This is a genomic window from Streptomyces sp. NPDC008238 (assembly GCF_042956445.1).
GTDB lineage: Bacteria > Actinomycetota > Actinomycetes > Streptomycetales > Streptomycetaceae > Actinacidiphila.
The window spans coordinates 48,075-71,215 of the sequence record NZ_JBIBGK010000033.1; the positions used below are offsets into that span (position 1 = coordinate 48,075).

Genomic DNA, 23,141 nt, shown 5'->3' on the forward strand with positions numbered 1-23,141 from the left:
CGTTGCCGCCGCCTCCGCCCGCCACCACGAGCAGGCTCCCGCCTGCCGCCACGCTCGATGCACCGCCTCCGCCCGAGCCGGTGGACAGGGGAGTGGTCGTTCCGTTTCCGCCCGCGCCTCCACCGTTGTAGCCACCGGCACCTCCGGTGCTGGAGCAGGACGCCCCACCGGCACCGCCCACGTTGACGGTGACGACCTTCGCGGTGGCGGAGGCCGGAAGTGTGGTGACGACCCGCGCCCCGCTACCGCCCGTCCCGCCGTTGGGGCAGGTCCCCGGGACGGCGCTGCCGCCGCCGGCGCCGTCAGCGGTGACCGTCGCCACCGCGTTCGCCGGAATGGTGAAGGTCTCCGGGGCGCCCGTGAAGGTGAAGGTATGGGTGATGTCGACCGCTCGGGGCGATGCGGTGGTGGCCGCCGCCGGCACGATTCCGGCACCGGACAGGACGACGCACAGGGCCGTCACGGTGCCAGCCGCTGACCACCTCCGGCCGCTGCCCGGCCCCGCGGGCCGTCGCTCTGACGGCATGATTGAAGACCGCCGTATGTGCCTTCCGTTCACCGATCTCTCCCAGCTCCTGGTGTCGGTCGTGTAAGCGCCCATGTGGTCAGCGGCGGACACGTGTCCGCACCTGTGTGACCCACGGTGCACGAAGGTGCGACGAATTGGGATATAAGCAGTCTGTTTGGGTGTACATGGGCGCGCCCGGCCTACCCCTCCGCCCGGCCGGGGTGCGGTGCGAACGGCCATCCGTCTCCCCCTGAAGGCCGGGGTGATCCGCGCAGGGGGGCCTGAACGGTGGCGCTCCCCCAAGACTGCCAGCCGCCACCTTGAGTCCTGACGGGCTGATCGGCCCGCTGGCCTGGGTTGGCGGTGGCGATGACCGCGCCATCGGGGCGTTCCGGGGTGGGTAGGACGGTGTCGTCCCGCGCGGCGCCCTGGCCTGCGGTGGTGAGTAAATCCCGCTCCTCACCGGTGACTTCACGGCACTCACCGACCGCAGGTGATGCCGGATTGTGATCTTTCACCCCCCCGTTATGTTTTTCGCGGTCCTGCAAGAGGGCCGCTGGCCTCCGGGCCCGGTATGACTGTGTCCCCCTGTCGAACGGATGACCTGGGGGGTGGTGTCACCGGGCCCGAGGGGTGCCGTCGGAGACGCTGATGAGAGGTCCGACCGCCGCCTGACCGGGCGCAATGCCTAGTCGTTCGCGGGCGGCAGGTCTGCATAACGTGGATGCGCGAGAACGGCCCCGACGCCCAGGTCAGCACTCAACGAACGAGTGGGGGCACGGTGATCGACACTGACGGTGTGGGCGTCTTCCTTGGCCTGGACGTCGGCAAGAGCACGCATCACGGCCATGGGCTGACCCCGGCCGGGAAGAAGGTTTTCGACAAGCCGCTGCCCAACAGCGAACCGAAACTGCGGGCCGTGTTCGACAAGCTGCGCGACAAGTTCGGCACGGTCCTCGTGGTGGTGGACCAGCCCGCCTCGATCGGCGCCCTCCCGCTCGCGGTCGCGCGCGATGCCGGCTGTCAGGTCGCCTACCTGCCGGGCCTTGCCATGCGGCGGATCGCCGACCTCTACCCGGGCGAAGCCAAGACCGACGCGAAGGACGCCGCGGTGATCGCGGACGCCGCCCGCACCATGCCGCACACCCTGCGCTCGCTGGAACTGACCGACGCCATCACCGCCGAGCTCACCGTGCTCGTGGGCTTCGACCAGGACCTCGCCGCCGAAGCCACCCGCACCTCCAACCGCATCCGCGGCCTGCTCACCCAGTTCCACCCCTCCCTCGAGCGCGTCCTCGGGCCCCGTCTCGACCACCAGGCCGTCACCTGGCTCCTGGAACGCCACGGGTCCCCGGCCGCCCTGCGCAAAGCCGGCCGCCGCAGACTCGTCGAGCTGATCCGACCGAAGGCCCCGCGCATGGCCACCCGGCTCATCGACGACGTCTTCGACGCGCTCGAACAGCGCCGGGCCCTGGAAGCACAGATCAACACCCTGCTGGAGGCTCACCCTCTTTCCCAGGTCCTGACGTCGCTGCCCGGCGTCGGCGTCAGGACCGCCGCAGTCCTCCTGGTCACCGTCGGCGACGGCAGCTCGTTCCCGAGCGCCGCCCACCTGGCCTCCTACGCCGGCCTCGCACCGGCCACCAAGTCGTCCGGGACCTCGATCCACGGCGAACACGCACCCCGAAGCGGCAACCGGCAACTCAAACGCGCGATGTTCCTGTCCGCGTTCGCCGCCCTGCACGACTCCGCATCCCGCACCTACTACGACAAATGCCGGGCCCGCGGCAAAACCCACACCCAAGCCCTCCTCCGCCTCGCCCGCCACCGCATCAGCGTCCTGTTCGCCATGCTCCGCGACGGCACTTTCTACGAACCCCGCACACCCGACAACGTCGAACTCGCCGCAAAACCCCGGCAGCCCCAACCACCCCAAACCCGACAGGGGCGCCTTGACCAAAGACATAGAGGCACCCCCCCCTTTTCGGTGAGCAAATCGGTGAGTGCCACCGGGCTTCATGGATGACACCACCTACGTCCACCAGCCCCGGGAGCCCAGATGGCCGCCGCTGCACATCCACCCGCCATCGGCAAAGCCAGCGCCACAGGGCCGGGTATACCCAGCCGCCCGTTCCGAAGGCAGTCTGAACGCCCTGTCCGGGACACGCTCAGCCCAGACATCAACCCCACCCGCAGCCGCAGCCGCAGCCGCAGCCGCAGCCGCAGCCGCAGCACGCTAATCGCGCCACCGCGCGACAGACACGCGTCGGCCGACGGATCGAGGACGACCGGCCTGGCCTCACCGCAGAACCGCCCCAGGCCGACAGGAGACGCCCCACCGTCACCGCCCCCACGCCCCGGCACGCCGCCGCTGTCACCGGCATCAAGCACCGCAAAGGAACAGGCCCCGTAGCCACCGCGGGCCGGCACGCTGCGGGCACAGCCGCCCGGGCATCCGACCCAGGCGAAGACGCCCCGACGGCGGCACACCACCACGCTCCTGGGAGTGCAGCACAGCCACCACTGCCTCCAGGTGCAGTTGCCGCTACTGCCGGCCCGACCACACCCACAGCAGCAGGTGACGGCCAGTGAGGAAACTACCCACTCGGCCCCCACGATTCGTCGCCGTCGACAACCGCGCCGTCGACGACCAGCGCCTGAGCGTCCTGGACATCGGACTGCTCACGTGGCCCTGCGCCTGCCCGACGGCGCCGTCTTCACCATCGCCGCCCTCGCCCACACCCGCAAACCCGGCCGCCAAGCCCTCACCAAAGCCATGCGGAACCTCGTCGACTGCGGCTACATCGTCAAACTCAAAATCCAGAACGCCACCGACGGCACTGGCGCAGAGGTTGGCGTCACACCCCTCCGACCGACGACAGCACTGGTTCGCACCGTAGGGTCAGAACATGTCCACCGGAGACCTCCCGGCCCAACGGCCAAGCATTGGCAGGACTGCACGGATGTGTACGACTTCCTGGATCAGATTCGTCTCCGGCCTGGCATGTGGCTGTCCGGCGGCTCACTCCACGATCTGCAGACGATGCTGATCGGCTACCAGGTAGCCGTTGGCGTGCACTCCATCGACGACCCGTGCGCCTTCTGGCATGGCGGGGCCTTCAGCCGGTGGCTGGGGACACGCCTCGGCGGCAGCAGCCCGCTCGGCTGGGCAGCCAACATCGAACGCAACACCCCCGACGGCTCAACTCCCGTCGAGGAGTTCTTCCGTCTCCTCGACGCCTACCGAAGCGACGCGTCACATGCTTCAGCACAGGCCACCGGGACGACTCCGCGTCCCGGCGTCGAATACATGATCCACACCTTCGTCACCCTCTTCTGGCGCAAGCGTCTCCTCACACAGGCAACCAAACGTCTCGAAGACCGCGGCTTCGGCATGATCCGCCTGGAAGCCGGCCGGTGGAACACAGAGCGAGACATGCACCGTGCCATGGCCGTGGCCCTGGACTTCCCCGACTACTACGGGCACAACCTGGACGCGCTCAACGACTGCCTTGGCGATGTGGCCTCCTACGGCGGCTACGACGATGCTCCCGAGGGTGCCGGACTGGTCCTCGTCTTCTCCGACTACGACCGGTTCGCGACGACCTGCCCGAGGGCGGCGCAGGTCGTCCTGGACATCATCGCCGACAAGGCCCGCCAGGCAGCCGTACTTCGCCGCCGTCTGATCTGCCTGGTCCAGAGCAACGACCCGCAGATCCGGTTCGAGCCCGTCGGCGCCATGCCCGTCCTGTGGAACAGCGACGAATGGTCGGACGCAAGCCGTGGTGCGTACCAGGGAGCCGTCTCCATGGGGTCAGAGTGCAGACTGGTCCTGGACGGCGTAGCCCAGCGTGCGAGCCTGTGCAGCCACTGTTTCGAGGTTGGCCGTGGAGGACAATGAAGGCACCGTCCGACGGCTTCAGCTCGGTCCGATCACGACAGCCGTCCCATACTTTCCTTACGGCTGCTCGGTGCCGTGCCAGGCGCTGGCCAGCGCCCACGCGGCGACGTTGAGCCTCCGACCCAGGCTGAGCGAGCCCCTGGCCGTGGACATGGATGAGGGCGCGCCAGTCGTAGACCGCGCCGTCGACGGCGCCTTCGAGGAGAGCGCGCAGCACCTGGCGTTGCCGAGTCTGGCCCTCAGGTAATTCGAACGCCTGAACCACCCCGGTGGTTTCAAGCCTCAGTGCAGCGACCATCACGCTCCTCCTGCTTCGGGACTACGCTGCTCTGCAGTGGGTGCCGGCCGCGTTCCCCCGTCGCGGCCGGCACCCCGCTTTCGTGTGCGGTGTCAGGCGCGGACCGGCGAGGCCGCCAGGTCCCCAAACTCTTCCAGCACTGCGGCCACCGCGTCTCCGGTGCGCGCATCCATGGAGATGTCGTAGGCCCGGGTGACCTCGGTGACCCAAGCCACCGCTTTCCGGGCCCCCGAGTGATTTCCGGCGGCCAGCACGCCGACCTCCGCTGGCGCAACAAGAATGCCCGCCACCCGGACGTCCTTGCCGCCCAACGGAGGGAGCGTGCCGCATCTGCAGCGAGAAAGGCCTGCGCTGGGGCGGATGACCGTTGGCCGCCGCCCAACAGACCACCTCAGCGTTCACTCGGTCGGGCCGTCGAAACCCGTCTCCACGTCGCCGCGGAAAGCAAGTGCCTCCCGGCCGATACCAAGCGCTCCGAGCAGGATGTCGAGCGCCGAGTCCACGTCGTCCTGTGAGCGGCTCACCAGAACACGGTCTTGAACGGCGACGTTCCGGCTGTCGCGTACTTCGTCAGGGGTCCTTCCCTTCAGCGTGTTGCGGCTAGTGCCTTCCAGAAGGCGTAGTGGTGGTCGGCTGCGAAGTCGGTCCGCCCGATGCGGCCGGACGCGAGCCGCTGCACGTACGGGATGCGGGTCGTGAACCGCTTCCACGCAGGCATGCCGTAGCCGTTCAACTGCCCTGTGCTCGCAAACCGGCTCCAGTAGATGATCACCGTGTCCGACAGCCCGGCTTGTGTGGCGTCCAGCGGCTCGAACAGGTCGTTGCCGAACAGATAGGCCAGGTCGATCATGTGGCCGGTGCCGAGCGAGAAGCTCGCCGGCCGCGGCACGTCCTTGAAGTACGGGGCCGAGGTCTCGGCGAAGTCGTAGGCGTGGACGGGGGTGTAGCGGGCCAGCGCGCGCTGGGTGTCGAAGGCCGCGGTTGACCACTCCGAGTCGGTCAGCACGGCCGACAGCGCCGCCCCGGGCGCCACGTAGTTCGCGACCGGGTACTCGGCCAGGACCGCGGGAGCTTCCTTTCCGAACTGCTCGGTGACCTTCTTGGCATACTCCTCGGCGGCCAGCGGCCTTCCTGTCGAGATCTCGTCGAGCCCGACCAGCCCGCTCATCTCGTCGTGAGTGGAGCCGTGCAGCACCGGTACCCGGGCGAACCGCCCGGCGGCGATGGCCTGTGACGGCGCCTCAGGCAATACCTTGCCGTCCACTACGGGGCGGTAGCCGTCGTGTCCGGAGGCTGACGCCTTTATGAGCTCAGCGGTGGACCTGCGCCGCAGGCAGGAGTCCACTGTGCGCAGGTCGTCGCAGTCCGCGGCTTTGGCGACGGCGAGGCCGTTGGCCTGCGCCTGTGTGCGGGTGAACGAGCCGTCCGGTCCGACGCAGCCCGCACTCTGCACGATCGCCTTGCTGAAGAGCCCGCGTGCCCCGGGTGAGACCAGCTGGGCGCAGACGCTGTACCCGCCACCTGACTGCCCCATGAGGGTTACATTGCGGGAGTCTCCGCCGAAGGCCCTGGCATTGCGGTGGACCCATTTCAGCGCGGCCTGCTGGTCGAGAAGACCGAGGTTGGCCGGGGCGCGCAGGCCGGGTGAGGTGAGGAAGCCGAACGCGCCGAGCCGGTAGTTGATCGTCACGACCATCGCGCCCTGCTGGGCGGCGGCCAGCTTGGCCGCGCGGTAGGTGGCGCCGTCGCCGTAGGTGAAGCTGCCGCCGTGAATCCAGACGATGACCGGCAGCCGCCCCGTCGTCCGCCTGGCCGGAGTCGTGACGTTCAGGTAGAGGCAGTCCTCACTGCCACCGCCCTCGATGGAGATGGGCTGGTCGGTCGGCTGCGCGCAGGCGCTCATCGGGGCGTGGGCGTCCCGTGGCGACGACCAATGGCGCACCGGCTGCGGCTCCTTCCACCTGGCTTCTCCGGTCGGCGGGGCCGCATAAGGAATGCCTTGGAACGTGCGCACCGCGTCAGCGACCGTGCCACGGACCGGGCCCTCGGCGGTCATCACCGTGGCGGGTAAGTCCTGGGCCCTGGGGCGCGCGGAGGCGAGGCCGACCGTAGTCATCGTGGCGGCGAGCGTTGTGGAGACGGTGGCCGCGACAAGGACAGCGACGCGGGACTTCATGGGTCTCATCTGGGCTCCCAGGATCGGTGTGATCTTGATGCTTGGAAGGTAGCCAAATATTGGGCAGATGCGCAAGACGTTTGCCCAAGTCGATTGCCTGAGGCGTTCGTTTGACGCAAACGCGCAGCCTCTTGGTACGGTTCGCGCCATGGGAAACCGAGAGAAGCTGCTGGAAGCCGCCAGACAGTGCCTTTTCGCGAAGGGCTACGAGCGCACGACGGTCCGCGACCTCGCCTCTGCGGCGGGCGTGAGCATGGCGGCGATCGGCTATCACTTCGGCTCGAAGGAGGCGCTGCTGAACCAGGCGCTCTTCGAGGCACTCGACTCGGGAGACCAAGTCTTCGGGCCGTCGATGAACGCTGGTGACCTTGGCGCACTGTGGCGCCGGCTGATCGAGGCGTTCTCGGTCAACGAGACCTTCTGGATCGCCAATCTGGAGACTGTTCTGCGCGCGCAGCGCGATCCGGAGTTGCGTGAGCAGGTGGCTGCCGGGTTGCGGCAAGGGCGCAGGGGCATGACGCGAGAGGTCACCGGAACCGCCGAGACCGAGCTCTCCGAAGCGATGATCCGCACCGTCGGCTCGGTGCAGCTCGCCCTCGTCAGCGGCCTGATGATCCAGCATCTCACCGACCCCGAGTCCGCTCCCACCGCCGACGAGGTGCTGGCGGGCCTGCGAGCGCTGGCCGCCCACCTGTCTGAGGAGGGGTGAGACCCGGTCCCCGGGACGAAGGCACAGGACCGCCACGGCGCCGCCCGCCCGACCCGCCCTGGGGCAGGAGCGCGCCCACCGCTGCAGGTGCTCGTTGGCCAGGTCCACTAAGGGGCGCTGTGCGTGCTCGTCGGGGAGGACCGCGTCGCCCGATGCGGGAGGGACCTCGAACGCGCCGAGGCGCTCGAAGAGTTACTCCGTGCTCCGCTCCCCCGGAACCTGATCACGTGACGCGCGTTCTCTTCGCGCAGGCCAGCCAGAAAATCCACTTGCCCGGCAGAAACGACAGACCTCCCGTCAGACCGGTGCACGCACGCGATGTCCAGGCTTCCCTCGATGGTGCCCTCAGGGCCTGCGCGTCAGCCCGCCCGCTGAAGCGGCGTTCGCCGTGACCGATCCGCTGCCGCACGCGGCCCGGGCGTCCTCGACGAGGCGCCGGCCGCGTCGGCTGCCGAACGCCGCCGCGGAGAATGACCGGCGCGGTCATCGAGGCTGGTCACCAGGGCGGTCGGCGCAGACCGGGTCGTCGATCGCGCCCACGGTGTACGGCGGCCGGCCCGGCGGCTCGTCGTTCTGGCTGTTGACGACATAGAGCCGGCAGCCGTGGCGGGCCAGCGTCGTGGGCAGGTCGAAGGGCTCCCCGGTGACGCGGTGCGTCACCATGCCGGTGCGCAGGTCCGGGTCGAGCTCGGCGACGTAGACGCCGTTCGGCGCACCGTAGTTGAGCACCGCGTACAGCGTCCGTCCGCGCAGCAGCATCCCGTCGGCGCCGAAGGACGCGCCGCCCAGGTCCACTTGGCCGACCTCCCGGGTGGCGACGTCCACCCGCCACACCGCCTCGGTCCCGTTGGACGCCACCAGCAGCGTGCGCCCCGTCCGGTCCGCGACAATGCCGTTCAGCAGCCAGTACTGCGCGGGGAACTGCGGGAAAGCGGAGCGGATGGCACGGCGCAGGGCGGGCCGCTCGGTGCGTCCGACCTGAACGACCTCGTGATCACCGACGACGCCGTGTACGTCACAGGTCCTGGCCGCTAATCTGAGCAGCTATTTCGCCTCGTCGATCGCCCCGCTGTGGCGCCGGGTCCGCACCGACGGCGCAGCGGACCGCGCCCTGCCGTCGGAGACGCTGCTGCGCGGAGGCATCGACGCTCTGCTGACCACGCTCGCTCCTACCTGGCGCTGGGATCCCCCGGTCTTGCACCTGCCGTCCCGCTACGACTACGAAATCCCGCTGTGCGGCCGCGGGCTGCTGCTCATGCCGTCCTGGTTCGCCACCGGACCGATGATCGGATACCTACCCGACGAGCCGACCGTGCTCGCTTTATGCACGTGCCCGAAACGACCGGGACCCCGGATACCTCCCCGGGGGCCGCCCTCGGCCCTCTGCTCGGGCGCACCAGGGCGGCAGTGCTCCAGGCCCTGCGCGAGCCAGCCACGACCACCGCGCTCGCCGAGCGCGTCCAGGTCTCCCTCGCGGCGGCCAGTCAACACGCATCGACTGCGGAACACCGGGTTGGTGAGCACGACCAGGATCGGTACCTCTGTCCCGCACAGCCTCACCCCGCTCGGCACGGCTCTATTGTCGGGTGAACCAACCGGGACGTCGTCGGCCGTCTCGTGACGGCGGTTCCAGGCCATGACGCGGAACCAGCCGTCGCCGAAGGGTACGACGATGGGGAAGGCGTCGCCCACAGCCCCGACGTTCGTGTCCTGGCGGATTCCGACCGCCTCGCAGCCCTGCCTGATCTCCGCACCCTGGGCGAGGCCGCGCGCCCGGAAAACCCGCTCAGTGTTGTACTGCGGTGTCACCAGGACGTGGGGTAGCGGCTCGGAAGCCGCGACAGGTCGATCATCAAGAACTGCAGTACCGGGTTTCGGAGGCCTTCAACCGATCGCTCTCGCCGAGGCGTCTCACTCCCGCACGATTGCCGCAGTCTGGAGGCGCGCCGCGTCCTGGCTCGGCGGGGCTCCGAACATGCGCCGGTATTCGCGGCTGAACTGTGAGGGGCTGTTATACCCGACGGCGTATCCGATGGCCGCGACGTCGTTCGGCGCTGCGATGAGTTGCGTCCGGGCCTTTTGCAGTCGAAGTTGCTTCTGGTATTGCAACGGACTCATGGCGGTCACCGCACGGAAGTGCCGGTTCAGTGATGAGACGCTCAGACCGACGTCGTCGGCGAGGGCGCCGATGCGGATCACCTGGTCATAGTGAGTCTTTATCCACTCGATGGCGCGGGCGACGCGGGACATCCGGCTGTCGGCCAAGCCGATCTGCCTGACGAGGCCCGCCTGGGGTCCGTGCATGAGGCGCCAATGAATCTCGCGTCGCACGCCAGGCGCCAGGATCTGGATGTCACGTGGTTCGTCCAGCAGGCGCAGCAGGCGGACGACGGCGTCGAGCAGTTTGCTGTCAGCGCTGCTGGTCGCCATGCCCAGCTCGTCGTTGGGGCGGAGGGCGCTGGGGCGACCAGCCTCTATCAGCAGCTGCGCGATGATCGCGGGCTGCAAGGGAAGTCGCACACCGAGGTAGGGCTCGGCGGGAGTGGCGCATGTGATATGTGAGGTCAGGGGTAGTTCGATGCCCGCGACGAGGTACTGGCCAGCGTGATAGTCGAAGACGCGGTCGTTGAGGACGGAGCGCTTCGCCCCCTGAGCCGTCAGGGCGATCATGGGTTGGTTGAACCTACTCAGCGGCTCGGTCATGTGCTCGGTGAAACACACGGCCATTCCCTCGATCGACAGCGGACGTGGGCTTGCCGCGGCGAGGCGCGTGATCCGTTTGCGAAGCTCGTCCAGGTGGCGCATGCCGCAAGTGGACCATGGAATCATTTGCGCGGCCAAGCTGATCGGCGTCGAGTGGCATGTGGCACGACCCCCGACGCGTAGTTTTCCACGTCGAGCACGTCCAAGACGTCGTCGATCAGCCGGGTGGTCATGCCAACCTTCCGGACGGAAAATCAGCCGGACTCGGTGAGGTTGGTGGAAGCAGCCATCTCCGTGACCACACGCAGTAGCCCGCTCAATGCGGGTGATGTGTTTCCGGGCGACCAAACCATCTCAGTTGGGGCGAACTCTCCTGAAAGCGGTATGAAAACCACGCCGGTGCGGCGCAGACTACTCGCTGACAAGGCCAGGCGTGTCACTCCGACGCCGGCGGCCACGAGACCGAGCAGCCCTTGCACGCTCGCGTCCCGATGAACGACGTCGGGGGTGAATCCGGCCGTACGGAAGGAGTTGTCGAACGCCTGATGCCAGGGTTCCCACGAGCTGCGGGGTGTCAGCACCCAGCGCTCGTCGGCCAGTTCCCCCAAGGTCAGTTCGGTGCGTCCCGCGAGCGGATGGTCGTCGGGAAGCACCGCGCACACCGGTTCGATGACCAGCGTCCTTGTCTTCAGACCGTCTACCAGCGGAGGCCGGGTGAATGCGACGTCGTAGCGTCCCTTGAGCAGGCCGTCGACCAGGCGTGCGATCGTCGTTTCCTCCGTCGCCAACGTCAGGTCAGGCAGTTGCTGTCGCACGGCCCGGACCACTGGCGGGAGCAGGTGGTTCGTGGTGGTGGCGAGGAAGGCGATGCGCAAGGTGCCGATCTCGCCGCGCGCCGCCCGTGCCACGACGTCGACGGCTTCGTCGGCCCGGTCTAGTACCGCGCGGGCTTCGGGAAGGAAAAGGGCTCCGACCGGGGTCAGGCTGGTGCCTCGGGTGCCGCGGTCGAAGAGTTTCACGCCCAGCATGCGCTCCAGCAGGCTTATCTGCTGGGACAGGGACTGCTGGCTGATCATGAGCCGCTCGGCGGCACGCGTGTAGCTGGACTCCTCGGCTACGGCGACGAAGTATCTCAGCTGCCGAAGATCAGGTGTCACAGGAAGAGCCTACAACCGCAACAGGTAATCGGTGTTGGACGGCCACGAGGCCACGAGGCCACGATTGACCTCGCTGAATACCCGGCTTGAAGGACACAGGAATGAGATACGGCCCACAGGGACCCGCCTGGTTGAAACCGGCTGGTCAGTCGGATTCATCCGGGCGATGGCCACTGCACGACTCCTGGAAGGCTGCCGACTGTGACCGTGTGGCCACGACGATGCTGAATGCGACGGACGCGGCCTCCATCCCTGCCGCAGTCGCGGCGACACTGCCGTGTTCGGCAACCGACGCTGGCGGCCTTCAGACGCCCGATATTCCGGTCGTGACCTGGACCGCTACGTCGCCCTCCGATTGCCCGGCCGGTTCAGCCAATCGCCCATCCCTTGTAGCCGTGGGCAGACCACAGCTCGCTCGATCATGACCAGTGCGCTTTGCGGCCCCGGGTGCGCCCTGCGGCAACAGCAGCAAACGCGTGCCGAAGGCGGAATGCCGGCCACCAGGGGCCCTGCAGCGCGAGCAACGTCTGGTCCTCGCGTCGATTTGAGTCCAAGAAAACGCCACACGGTCTGCCCGTCAACCGTTACATAGGAAAGCGACACCATGGTTCTTCGCACTCTTCAACAACTCAGCGACCGGATCGCGATCCGTGAACTCATCGACGCCTACTCGCACCACGCCGACCGACGCGACGTCGCACGGCAAGCTGCACTCTTTACCGAGAACGCCCATCTCGCGACCTACTCCGGAGACCCCGCGACGACTTCGCCGGGCATGGAGCTGCACGGACGCACCGAACTCCAGAACGCATTTGAAAGCCTAGGCGAATACACTGCGACGACCCACTTCAACGGTCAAAGCACGATCGACGTGGACGGCGATCGTGCCACCGGCGAAACCTACTGCCTCGCGCATCACCTCTCGGAGCAAGAGGGCGAAAGCGTCCTCATGGTGATGGCAATCCGATACTTTGACGCATTCGTTCGCGTCGACGGCACCTGGCAATTCGAAGATCGCGCACTGATCATCGACTGGGTCGACAGCCGCCCCTCACACTCCTGACCCCCGGCCTTCCGGCCGACATAACGTCCCTGGGGCAACAACACCACCCATTCATGGCCTCTTGATCGACATATCCGGCATCCAAATTATGTGGGGCACCGGGCGCCGATCGTCCAGACCATCACACGAGCCGGTATCGCACTGCCGGCCGTGGTCTTGCGCCCTCAGCCCGGGGCCCGGTGGGAATGCCTCAGCCTCAGACCCTGAACCTTCAGGCGACAAGGCTGTCCGCCTCGAATCGACAGCCATGCACCTCCTACTTTGAGCCTGAGGCTCAGAAAGTGTTGCCAACGTGATCATCTACGACAAACTCTTCATCGGTGGTGAGTGGGTGAAGCCCAGCTCGGCCCAGCTGCTCGACATCCGCTCACCGCACGATCAGTCTTTGGTCGGACGTGCCGTGCAGGCCACCTCGGCCGACATCGACAAGGCAGTGGCCGCCGCTCGGAACGCCTTCGACCACGGGCCGTGGCCGCTGACCACCCCCCAGGAACGGCAGGACCTAGTCGCCCGCTTCAACGAGCTTCACGCGGCGCGGGCCGCCGAGGCCGCCGGACTGATCAGCGCAGAGCGGGGCGCCCCTATCTGGTTCACCAGCTACCTTCAGACCGCGCTCGGGTGCCAGACAGACGCCTACCTGCGTGCCGCGGCGGCCTTCGGCTGGGAGGAAGCCCTCGACCCATCCGGTGCGGCCAAGGGCTTGGTACGCCGGGAACCCATTGGGGTGGTCGCCGCCGTGATCCCGTGGAACGCTCCCCATCAGTCGGCACTGACCAAGCTCGTCCCGGCCCTGCTGGCTGGCAACACGATCATCCTCAAAGCCTCACCGGAAAACTCCCTCAGCGTGCTCATGCTCGCAGAAATCATCACCGAGGCAGGATTTCCCGAGGGAGTGGTCAGTATCATGCCCGCGGACCGCGAAACCAGCGAGTATCTGGTCGCCCACCCTGACGTCGACAAGATCTCCTTCACCGGATCCACGGCTGCCGGTCGGCGGATCGCAGCCCTCGCCGGTGAACAGCTCAAGCGGGTCAGCTTGGAGCTGGGCGGTAAGTCGGCCACGATCATCCTTGAGGACGCGGACCTTGCCGCCGTCACAAACGGCATCAAGTTCGCCTCGTTCGCCAACAACGCGGAAAACTGCCAAGCGCACACCCGAGTCCTCGCTCCGATAAGCCGTTACGAGGAGGTCGTCGCAGCGCTCAAGGAGACAGTGGAAGATCTCGTGGTGGGAGATCCCGCTGATCCATCCACCTTCGTCGGCCCGATGGTGAGGGCGGACCAGCAACAGCGGGTTCGGTCGTACATCGAGCTGGGCATAAGGGAGGGCGCCCGCCTGGTCACGGGGGGTGTCGATGTGCCAGAAGGACTTGAGAGAGGCCACTACGTCAGGCCCACCCTGTTCGCCGACGTCGACAACCGCATGCGGATCGCTCAGGAGGAAATTTTCGGCCCCGTTCTCGTAGTGATCCCTTACGAGGACGAGGAGGACGCAATCAGGATCGCCAACGACTCGCCCTATGGCCTCGGCGGCGGTGTCTGGACGGCGGACACCGACCACGGGGTGGACATCGCCCGTCGAATCCGTACGGGATTCTTCATGGTCAACGCCGCGCCGGTGAGCTTTGAAGGCCCCTTCGGCGGCTATAAAGCCAGCGGCATAGGGCGGGAATTCGGCTCGACGGGCCTGAGCGAATACGTCGAGCACAAAACGATCAATATCTGACCGCGCCCCGTCGATGCTGGTCGTGCGTGCGGCACGCTGGGGTTTATCCCAAAAATGCTGTGACGTTGTCCGAATCAGGGTGTTGAGGATTCCCGATGAACCACACAAATGACTCATTGCATGCGGTGGTGTCCGCGTATGCCGCTACTTTCGAGGAGGTGGCTGCTGCGACCACGGGACGCACGCGAAGAGGTCCGCAAGGCGCTGTGCTTGCGATCTCCGGGGCACCGATCGCCTCGCTGAACGCAGTCATCAGTCCCAGTCTGGAACCGAGCGGCGATGACATAGCGGCATTGGCCGCTTCAGAGAGCCCGTGGGAGCTTCCCTGGAGTATTCATGTGCGCGGGGCCCCAGGTCCGCTCGTCACTGAGGTGGCAGCGCAATACGGGCTGACCCACTTCGAGCGGCAACCACTCATGGTCCGGCGCCCCGAACAAGGGTTGCCGCCGGAGATGACCGTTGGCTCCCTGCGCGTACGGGCTGTGTCGGTCGATGAGCTCGATCTCTACGCCAGGACCGTTGCGAAAGGCTTCGAGGCGCCGCACGAGTCGTTCCGGGCGTACGCTGACCCGTCCCGGGGAGACATCGACGGAGTCACCTTCTACCTTGCGGAGGTGGACGGCCTAGCGGTGGGAACGGGTATGACGGCCGTCTCCGGTGATCTGACCGGCATCTTCAACATCACCACGCTCCCGGGCCATCGACGTCGCGGCTATGGGCTGGCCGTCACCATGGAGATGGTCCGTGCAGGCTTTGCCGCAGGTGCCACCACTGCCTACCTCTACGCGTCCAAGATGGGCGAGCCTGTGTACGAATCGGCGGGCTTTCGCATCGAGGAGTACCTGACGGTGATCACTGCTCCGTCATAGGGGCAGTCTGCCGCTGGCCGCTCAGCGAGCCCGAAGGTCCCGTCAAAGCTCCCTTTTCCAAAAGGCCGAGGGCGAGCACTCTCCCCGGAAATCGGCCTCCAGCGACGCGACCGAAGCCTGTCACCAGCCTTCGCAAGCGTCGAGATCAGCGGCCCAGCACTTTGATGTCGTGGCGGGACCACCAGCGGATCATAGACGCAAGCTGCAGCCGGGTGTGCAGTGATAGTGGACGCAATCTATAGCTTGGGGCCGCGCAGCAGCGTGGAACGTCCTCGTTCATCCGTTGCCATGACGCATGGGTGCCAAGCAGGCAGGAGAGAGGCCGACAGTGAAGGATGCTCTTGCGCCTGGAGCGCACGAGATCTTGGTCGACGGCATCCGTCAGCGCTACCACGTGGCTGGACAGGGTCCTGTGTGTCTGGTGCACCCCGGCGGACCCGGTGGCCGCTGGGAGTATCTACGGATGCCGTTGGTGGAAGAGGGCGCTACGACCGTGTACGTGGCACCGGTGGGCGCGGGCGAGTCGGGCGACATACCCAACGACGACTACGCCATGCATACTTACGTCCGCTTCGTCGAGGCCCTGGTCGACCACCTGGGCGTTTCCGACATCCACTTCCTCGGACACTCGCACGGGGCAATGGTCGGCCTGCAATACGGTCTGGAACATCCCGGCAGGCTTGCGGGGCTGCTGCAGTATGCGGGCGCGCCGGTGCACGGACCAGCCCTGGTCACTGAGATGAACATCCAGATCGAGCGGTTCGCACAGCGCTTCGCCGGCCACCCGGGTCTCGACGCTGTGCTGAAGGCACGCAAGGCCGGCGGCCTGGCGCAGGTTAGCGGCAAGGCGGGGCTAAGTGCGTACATGCAGGGCATACTGCCCCTGTACTTCCGGGACTTCTGGGAGATGGAAGGGCGTCTCGGAGCGTGGCTGGCGGAGTTCGACATCGAGCCTGCGCCCGCGCTGCACCCGCACGACTGGGACGTTCGGGGAAAGCTCGGTGCGCTTGACCTCCCCACCGTAATCATGGCCGGCCGGTACGACTTCATCTGCCCAGTCCGCTGGGCAGATGAGATGAACCGCGAGATGGCCATGTCGCGTGTGGTGTTTTTCGAGAAGTGCGGGCACTTCGCACATATTGAACAGCCAGAGGAATTTGCCCGCACCGTCTTGGACTTCTTGCAATGAGTACTGCGCAACTGCTGCCCCTGTGTGCCCCAGGTGCAGTGTCCGGCTGAACAACCTCGGTAAGGCCATAGCGCCAGGTGGCCGACCGGCCACCCGGCGCCCTTGGGGTGGCGTGAAGCGGAGCGCGGCTCCGGCGCAAGTTGCGTGTCCGTGCGATGCGGCTGCATCCTCCAGCTTTTTGGCAGGAATGAAATTTGACGCGTTCTGTTTCAGGGACATCGACCGGGAGGGCTTGAACGTCTTTGGGCCTGATACACAGCACCCCGTTGATATTGGCGGGAAGAGATGACAAAGACTGTTACGATGAGGATGAATAAGATGCATACGGATCAGGTTGTTGACGGATTTTTCGAGGCGGCCGAGAGACTGGTCAGGGTGATTGCCGGGGCCTACATGCACCGAGGGGCCAGCGGGACCCGGTTGTTGGTTACTGCCATGCCGATTCCGACGCTGAACGGGCTGAGCTTCGAGGCTGAACCGGACTTCGCGGAAGCCGCGGAACTCGCCGGAGAGCTGGCGGCCGGGCAGCTGCCCTGGTCGGTTCAGGTGCGCGGCGAGCCGTCTGCGGAGGTAGCAGCCTTCGCTGCGAGGTACGGACTGACAAACACCATCCGGCTGCCCCTGCTTGCCCTGGAAGACGACATCACCCTGCCTGCGCCGCAGCTGCCTGAAGGGGCCGTGGTCCGCACGGTCTCTGGGTCGGATCCACGCGGCTACGCTGACGCACTTGTGCAGGGCTTCGGAATGCCTGCCGATGTCGCAGCCGTCATGGCAGCCCCCGCGATGCTCGACGGCCCTGGCATGTCTGCGTACGTTGTTGAGCGGGACGGTGCGACCGTGGCAACCGGGTTCAATGTCCTGATGGGAGACCAGGTCGGTCTTTTCAACGGCTCGGTTCCACCTCAGCACCGCGGTAACAGCTATTACCGCGCCCTCGTGCTGACGCGTCTGCATGATGCCCGGCAAGCGGGCGCCAAGCTCGCGTTCACACAGAACTCGCCGATGTCCCGGCCCATTTATGAGTCGCTGGGATTTCGTCATGTGGAGACCTGGACTTACCTGACCACCTGAAGCGATCCCCGTAGCCGGCTGAGCGCGCGTTGAAGTCGCAAACATGGTGCGGTTGCGTGTTAATGACATCGGTGCGGTCTATTGAGACGTCGCGGTCTGGTAAGCCACCGATCGAGTGACGGCCGGCTGGTTGGAGACCGGCGCGAAACGGACGAGGCTCCTCGGCGGTTGAGCGAGATGTCTGACGTCTCAACTCTTCTGTCGGGGAGCCTCGTTGGTTACGTATCCTGCCGCACTGGACCTGCCGCACGCGCTGGTTGAGTGGGTGACCATGCTGATCGTCACCCGGGAGGGTGACCGCCGCTGCAAGCTCCGGCCCTCGCAGCGCGCCCTGGTCGCCCTGGTGTGCCTGCGCAAGCACGACACCCTCCCGCAGATCGCGGCCGGGTTCCGGATCAGCGTCGGCACCGCCCACGCCTACGTCCGATCCGTCACCGATCTCCTCGCCGGCCGTGCTCCCGGCCTGACTCGCGCCCTGCGCGAGGCGGATGCGGAGTATGTGCTGGTGGATGGCACGCTCGCGGAGTGCGACCGGGTCGGCGACGGCCGCGCCGACTACTCCGGCAAGCACCGCCGCCACGGCGTGAACCTGCAGGTCATCACCGACCCACAAGGACAGATCGTGTGGATCTCCCGGACGCTGCCCGGCCGCACCCACGACCTGACCGCGGCCCGCACCCACCGCATCGTGACCACCTGCGTCCGCCTCGGCACCCCCGCTCTTGCCGACCTGGCCTACCTCGGCGCCGGCGGCACCTTCGCCATACCGGCCAGACGCCCACCCCGCAAGGAGCTCACCGCCCGGCAAAGATCGCTGAACCGGGCCCACGCCCGACTCCGCTATCCCGTCGAACGCGGCATGGCCACCCTCAAACGCTGGCGCATCTTCCGCCACGCCCGCTGCAGCCCCAACCACCTGTCGTCAGCAGCTAAAGCCATCCTCACCCTTGACGAACACCATTGGGAATCAGTGACTGCGAGCTGATCAGGATCAGGTCGCTGCCCGCGTGTGGCTGGACTCCTCGCCAACGGCTACGAAGACGTCAACAGTCGGAAAGGAGGGGTCACAGGTAGGGCCTGCAGCTGCGACAGGTAGTCGATGTTGGACGGCGCTGGGTGTCGCGACAACGATTGACCTCGGTAAACACCCCTTTGAAAGGCATGCGAATGGCGAACAACACCCAGGGCCGCGTCTGGCTGATCACGGGCTGCTCGACCGGATTCGGCAGGGAGATTGCACTGGCAGCGCTGGCCGCCGGCGACCGGGTCATGGCCACCGCGCGCCGTCCCGAGGCGCTCGCCGACCTCGCACAGGTCGGCGGTGACCGGATCAGCTCGGCGGCACTCGACGTGACCCGTCCGGCATCCATCCAGGCCGCGGTCAAGGCGACGCAGGCCGTCTTCGGTCGCATCGACGTCCTGGTGAACAACGCGGGGTTCACCATGCTCGGCGCCGTCGAGGAAACCTCGATGGAGCAGCTGCGCTCGCTGATGGAGGTCAACTTCTTCGGTACGGCGGAGGTCACCAAGGCGGTGGTCCCCATGATGCGCGAGCAGGGCAGCGGGGCGATCGTGCAGATGAGCTCCCAGGGCGGCCGGATGACCTACCCGGGCCTGGGCGGCTACGACGCGTCGAAACACGCGGTCGAGGCCTTCAGCGAATCGCTGTCGAGTGAACTGGCGCCTTTGGGCGTCCGGGTACTGATTGTGGAGCCCGGCATGTTCCGTACCAAAATCACCGACAACATGGTCCTCGCTCCCGAGAACCCGGCGTACGCGGCGACTTCGGGTGGCCTTCGCCAAATGGTCGCGGGCGTGCAGGGCAAGGAACCGGGCGACCCCGCGAAGGCCGCGTCGGCCATTCTCAAGGTGCTCGACGCCGAGAACCCGCCCCTCCGTCTCGTACTCGGCAGTGATGCGGTCGACGCCATGCGTGAGCACCACGAGGCGGTGCTATCTGACATGGTTACCTGGGACGCGATGAGCCGCTCGACAGACATTTCATGACCAGGAGCAGGCACTTACCGCAACGGCCATACCCTGCATCGCCCAGGACAGCCCGTAGGCAGCGCGCTTCGGGGGGGCGTCCCCGCGTCCGGACGGTCGTCCTGAGCGAACTCGGTGCCCGGCACGGGATGTCAGCAGTCGGCAGGCCGTCGCAGTAGGCGGTCGGCCTGCCCTCCGCCGCTCATAAGGGACCTTCGCAGAGCGTCGCGGGATGCGGCTGACGCATGTCTCGGGGACGACGTTGCGCTGGCAGGACTCGATCACGACTGGGAATAGGCCTACCGCGTCACGCAGGGTCGTTTCGCGGCGTCGGTGCAGGCGGACTACTCGGCACCGATGGTCGAGTACCGGCCCGCGATGGCAAGGTTGTAGGAGACGTGAAGGTGCACGGCCCGTGGATCTCAGGTTCCTACTTTGGCGGCGCTGGCGCCGAAAAGCTGCCCTCGAGGAGGGTTGGTGGCTGCGCACCGAGACCTCGGTCGATGAGCGCGCATAGGTGTCTCGCTACGGACAGGGTCAAGGATGTGAATCAGTCCGAGGTGAGCGGGCTCTTCCATCGAACGGCAGAATTACCTCATGGCCCACTCCGCCAGCGCGGAGGCAGCCGTCATCTGGGTCGCCGAGGACCGATCGGCGGAAGGCCGCGGGCCGTCGCGGTGGGGAAGACCGGCGTCCCCGCGGTCTACTCCTAGTTGCGCATATGTTGCTGCCACTCGCGTGGCCGGGTGGCGGGTGCCTGAGCGGTGGACGAGCGCAGAGATGATGGTCCGCGGGGGCCTGCCCCCACATCCCAGAAGCGTGCAGGCTTCGCACGCACTCGCGCCATGTCATCTGACTCAGACGAGGCGTCGTGGTCTCGTCCACGCCAATGTGTATTACCCCTGATATCCCGGATGCGGCTGCGGTCGACCTGGGCGCCTCCCCCGGCCGGCATGCAGCCCGACCAGACGCTGCTGACACCAGAAGGAAACAAATGACCAACGCTCAAGGCCGCGCCGATATCCGCGACATGCTCGTCGTCCATGAGGCCTTCCGCCGGGCCTACGGCAGGATGCCCGGCCTCGTCCTGGCCGTCTCCCCCGGCGACACGGCCAGGGCCGCCATTGTGGCAGACCATATCGAGTTGATCAAGGAGTTCTTGCACCTGCATCACAAGGGCGAGGATGAGCTGCTGTGGCCGAAGCTCATAGCGCGGGCTACGCCGGATGTGGCCCCGATGCTTGCGCTCATGGAAGAGCAGCACACTCGGATCGACGGCCTGATCGTCGAGTGCTCTTCCTGTCTTGCGCGGTGGAGAAGGAGTGCCGCCCCCTCCGACCGTGACCAGCTCGCTGCGGCGCTGCAGACGCTCGGTGAGGAATTGACAGCGCACTTGGCCGTCGAGGAGGCGGAGGTGCTCCCCATTGTCGACCGATACGTCACGGCCGCCGAGTGGCACGAGCTGGGAGATCATGCCATCAACGGTCTTCCCAAGAAGAAGCTGCCCATCGTGTTCGGCATGCTGGCTTCCCTTGCCGAACCGGCAGTCGTCACGCTGATGCTGGCCAGCGCTCCCCTCGTGCCGCGCATCATCATGCCCGTTTTGGGGCCGCGAGCCTTCGCGTCGCACGTCAAGAAGATCTATGGGGCCAGTGGTTTCTAAACCGCGGGTAGGCATGGCAGAGAGTGGCAACAGTAGCCAGGCGGCTGAGGCCACTCTTTTTGCCAGGCGGCTTGCTCCTCACAACTGCGCTGCATTCACGCAAAAAGCAGCTCAGCGGCTGCCTCCCTGAACCGCTGACGAATGTGTTCCCCAGAGGGCCGGGGACGTCTTGCGACCGTCTCAAGGGGCTTCCTGCAACGCGGTCAAAAACGCGGGCTGCGCGCCTTGACCCTACTGCCGCACCTCGCGCCAGTGAGGTAGGTGCAAGGCAATGATTCCCAATGGTGTTCGTCAAGGGCGTGGTGGCGCTTGGTGATCAGGTCACACCGCTGTGACTCCACGTTGGGGTGGCTCGGTGGTGAAGGTGCGTTGGTCTCGGATGAGGGCCCAGAGCACGTCCAGGCGGCGTCGGGCGAGGGCGAGCACCGCTTGCTTGTGGGTCTTGCCCTCGCTTCGTTTTGCGCTGGTAGAAGCCTTGCGAGGTGGGGCAGCAGCGGGCGGCGACCTGAGCGGATAGGTAGAAGACGCGCAAGAGGCGGCGGTGGTAGCGGTGCGGCCTGCGCATGTTGCCGCTGATGCGCCCCGAGTCTTTGGGCACGGGTGCGAGTCCGGCGACGCCGGCGAGACGGCCGGGGCTGCCGAAGGCGTCCATATCCCCGCCGGTGCAGGCGATGAACTCGGCACCGAGAAGGGTGCCGATGCCGGGCATGCTGGTGATGACCTCGGCGTGCTGGTGCTGGCGGAACCGGGTCTCGATCGCTGCGTCGGTGCGGGCGATCTCTTCGTCCAGGGCCATCACCGCCCGCGCGAGGGTGTGCACCATGGCGGCCGCCGTCCTCTCACCGGGAACCGCCGTGTGCTGAGCCTGTGCCGCCCCGACGGCGACCGCCGCCACTGCCTTCGCGCTGCGGACCTTGCGGTTCGACAGCCAACTCGCTAACCGGGCCTGTCCGATGCGGCGCAGGGCCGCCGGGGTCTGGTAACCCGTCAGCAGCACGAGCGCGGCTTTGGAGGTGCTGTAGTCAAAGGCACGCTCCAGAGCAGGGAAGTACTCCAGGATCTGGGATCGGAGCCGGTTGATCGCTCTGGTGCGGTCGGCGGTGAGGTCGTAGCGGCGGGCTGTGAGGATCCGCAGGTCTATCGCGATCTCGTCCCATTCCTGCAAAGGCTGCAGGTCACGGCGCATCCGGGCCTGGTCCGCGATGACGTAGGCGTCCTTCGCGTCGGTCTTCCCGTCACCGCGATAGGAGCCGGAGGCGTGGTGCACCGTGCGGCCCGGGATGTAGAGGAGCCGCTGCCCGTGTCCGGTCAGCAGCGCGATCAGCAAGGCGGCCCCGCCGGCGTTCAGGTCGACCGCCCACGTCACCGGATCGCCGTCGGCCAGGGCCAGCACATCGCTCATCAATTCCAGCAGCTCGTGCTCGTCGTTCGGCACCCGCCGCGACAGGACCTTCGCCCCGTCCGCATCGATCACCGTGCAGTGATGTTCGGCCTTGCCAGCGTCCGTCCCCGCCCACAACTCGGGCACCGGTGTCTCCCCTCGACGATTCGTGCACTGGTCCCTGCAGACGACCACGCCGACGTGTCCCTACGAAGCGACTGTTCGCGCATCCCAATCAGTGGCCGTGTCGTCGCGAGATCCCGGGCGGCCAATCACTGAAAGCCACACCAGCGGCATGAGCCTTTTGAGCCACACCCGAAACCCCCCCAGGGCCCCCGATCCTACGAATGACCAGGATGAAGCCCACGAACAAGGTAGGGAGCCTTTTCCGACCTCGTGGTGAGGGTGGCTGGTTGGTCGCGGAGGTCTGTACAGCGCATGCCATCTAAGTGGCACGTTCGATGCCGCTCACCAGCGGGTGCTGATGGCGTGTAGACGGCGACGTCGTTGACACACTCGGAACTGCTGGATGACGGAGTCCTGGCTCTGCTGCAGCACCCCTGTGCGCGCCTCACGGAAGGCGAGGTCGCCTGTCTTCAGGGCACTGACCACGGCCACAAGAGCGAAGGCCATCACTACTGACTTGTAACTGATCGTTTCAGAATGACGTGCGGAGTCGTCGCAGGCAGATGATGCTGCAGGCGAGTTCCAGGAGGCCCTGGTGGAGGTCGGCGCGGCGTT

18 protein-coding genes and 3 pseudogenes are annotated in these 23,141 nt (G+C 66.7%); 13 read left to right on the forward strand and 8 right to left on the reverse strand.

What is annotated here, in order from left to right; all coding sequences use genetic code 11:
• The first annotated feature begins 146 nt into the window (after window positions 1–146).
• From ACFZAU_RS37095 to ACFZAU_RS37110, 4 genes and pseudogenes are all read left to right on the forward strand, one after another.
• On the forward strand, window positions 147–593 hold the full coding sequence (locus tag ACFZAU_RS37095) for a hypothetical protein (protein ID WP_500555848.1): 447 nt from the start codon (window positions 147–149) through the stop codon (window positions 591–593).
• A 696-nt stretch (window positions 594–1,289) separates the two neighbouring features.
• Window positions 1,290–2,405 (forward strand): annotated as a pseudogene (locus tag ACFZAU_RS37100) (IS110 family RNA-guided transposase); the annotation flags it as partial.
• A gap of 789 nt (window positions 2,406–3,194) precedes the next feature.
• Window positions 3,195–4,409 carry a barstar family protein gene (locus ACFZAU_RS37105; protein WP_500555849.1) on the forward strand — a complete coding sequence of 405 codons (1,215 nt, stop codon included), beginning with the start codon at window positions 3,195–3,197 and terminating at the stop codon, window positions 4,407–4,409.
• A 549-nt stretch (window positions 4,410–4,958) separates the two neighbouring features.
• Window positions 4,959–5,071: pseudogene (locus ACFZAU_RS37110) on the forward strand (IS630 family transposase); the annotation flags it as partial.
• A 34-nt stretch (window positions 5,072–5,105) separates the two neighbouring features.
• Here the strand turns inward: ACFZAU_RS37110 and ACFZAU_RS37115 are convergent.
• Both ACFZAU_RS37115 and ACFZAU_RS37120 read right to left on the reverse strand, forming a co-directional pair.
• Window positions 5,106–5,231: a hypothetical protein gene (locus tag ACFZAU_RS37115; protein ID WP_500555850.1), complete on the reverse strand. Its 126-nt coding sequence runs from the start codon at window positions 5,229–5,231 to the stop codon at window positions 5,106–5,108.
• A gap of 62 nt (window positions 5,232–5,293) precedes the next feature.
• Window positions 5,294–6,883: a carboxylesterase/lipase family protein gene (locus ACFZAU_RS37120; RefSeq protein ID WP_500555851.1), complete on the reverse strand. Its 1,590-nt coding sequence runs from the start codon at window positions 6,881–6,883 to the stop codon at window positions 5,294–5,296.
• A gap of 67 nt (window positions 6,884–6,950) precedes the next feature.
• Here ACFZAU_RS37120 and ACFZAU_RS37125 point away from each other — a divergent pair, with 67 nt between their 5' ends.
• Window positions 6,951–7,592 (forward strand): TetR/AcrR family transcriptional regulator, encoded by a 642-nt coding sequence (locus ACFZAU_RS37125; protein ID WP_500555852.1) that lies wholly within the window; start codon window positions 6,951–6,953, stop codon window positions 7,590–7,592.
• 483 nt (window positions 7,593–8,075) lie between these two features.
• On the opposite strand, the gene ACFZAU_RS37130 is transcribed toward ACFZAU_RS37125, so the two are convergent.
• From ACFZAU_RS37130 to ACFZAU_RS37145, 4 genes are all read right to left on the reverse strand, one after another.
• Window positions 8,076–8,450 (reverse strand): hypothetical protein, encoded by a 375-nt coding sequence (locus ACFZAU_RS37130; protein WP_500555853.1) that lies wholly within the window; start codon window positions 8,448–8,450, stop codon window positions 8,076–8,078.
• Between the two features lie 360 nt (window positions 8,451–8,810).
• Window positions 8,811–9,401, reverse strand: coding sequence for a hypothetical protein (locus tag ACFZAU_RS37135; protein ID WP_500555854.1), 591 nt, complete (start codon window positions 9,399–9,401; stop codon window positions 8,811–8,813).
• A 102-nt stretch (window positions 9,402–9,503) separates the two neighbouring features.
• On the reverse strand, window positions 9,504–10,397 hold the full coding sequence (locus ACFZAU_RS37140; RefSeq protein ID WP_500555855.1) for an AraC family transcriptional regulator: 894 nt from the start codon (window positions 10,395–10,397) through the stop codon (window positions 9,504–9,506).
• A gap of 152 nt (window positions 10,398–10,549) precedes the next feature.
• A complete protein-coding gene (locus ACFZAU_RS37145) occupies window positions 10,550–11,452 on the reverse strand; it encodes a LysR family transcriptional regulator (RefSeq protein ID WP_500555856.1) in 903 nt (300 codons plus the stop codon).
• 604 nt (window positions 11,453–12,056) lie between these two features.
• On the opposite strand from ACFZAU_RS37145, the gene ACFZAU_RS37150 reads away from it, so the two are divergent.
• The 8 genes from ACFZAU_RS37150 (at window position 12,057) to ACFZAU_RS37185 (ending at window position 21,019) form a co-directional block, all read left to right on the forward strand.
• On the forward strand, window positions 12,057–12,515 hold the full coding sequence (locus tag ACFZAU_RS37150) for a nuclear transport factor 2 family protein (RefSeq protein WP_500555857.1): 459 nt from the start codon (window positions 12,057–12,059) through the stop codon (window positions 12,513–12,515).
• 292 nt (window positions 12,516–12,807) lie between these two features.
• A complete protein-coding gene (locus ACFZAU_RS37155) occupies window positions 12,808–14,241 on the forward strand; it encodes an aldehyde dehydrogenase (RefSeq protein WP_500555858.1) in 1,434 nt (477 codons plus the stop codon).
• A 95-nt stretch (window positions 14,242–14,336) separates the two neighbouring features.
• On the forward strand, window positions 14,337–15,110 hold the full coding sequence (locus tag ACFZAU_RS37160; RefSeq protein WP_500555859.1) for a GNAT family N-acetyltransferase: 774 nt from the start codon (window positions 14,337–14,339) through the stop codon (window positions 15,108–15,110).
• A 295-nt stretch (window positions 15,111–15,405) separates the two neighbouring features.
• Window positions 15,406–16,299, forward strand: a complete 894-nt coding sequence (locus tag ACFZAU_RS37165; protein WP_500555860.1) for an alpha/beta fold hydrolase — start codon at window positions 15,406–15,408, stop codon at window positions 16,297–16,299.
• 318 nt (window positions 16,300–16,617) lie between these two features.
• Window positions 16,618–17,370 carry a GNAT family N-acetyltransferase gene (locus ACFZAU_RS37170; RefSeq protein WP_500555861.1) on the forward strand — a complete coding sequence of 251 codons (753 nt, stop codon included), beginning with the start codon at window positions 16,618–16,620 and terminating at the stop codon, window positions 17,368–17,370.
• Between the two features lie 214 nt (window positions 17,371–17,584).
• Window positions 17,585–18,355, forward strand: coding sequence for a transposase (locus tag ACFZAU_RS37175; RefSeq protein WP_500555862.1), 771 nt, complete (start codon window positions 17,585–17,587; stop codon window positions 18,353–18,355).
• Between the two features lie 182 nt (window positions 18,356–18,537).
• A complete protein-coding gene (locus ACFZAU_RS37180; RefSeq protein ID WP_500555863.1) occupies window positions 18,538–19,377 on the forward strand; it encodes an oxidoreductase in 840 nt (279 codons plus the stop codon).
• A gap of 973 nt (window positions 19,378–20,350) precedes the next feature.
• Complete coding sequence (locus ACFZAU_RS37185) at window positions 20,351–21,019, forward strand: hemerythrin domain-containing protein (RefSeq protein ID WP_500555864.1); 669 nt, start codon at window positions 20,351–20,353, stop codon at window positions 21,017–21,019.
• A gap of 321 nt (window positions 21,020–21,340) precedes the next feature.
• On the opposite strand, the pseudogene ACFZAU_RS37190 reads toward ACFZAU_RS37185, so the two are convergent.
• A pseudogene (locus ACFZAU_RS37190) lies at window positions 21,341–22,547 on the reverse strand (IS110 family RNA-guided transposase).
• Between the two features lie 321 nt (window positions 22,548–22,868).
• Window positions 22,869–23,141: hypothetical protein (locus tag ACFZAU_RS37195; RefSeq protein ID WP_500555868.1), on the reverse strand; the 273-nt coding region annotated here is incomplete at its 5' end.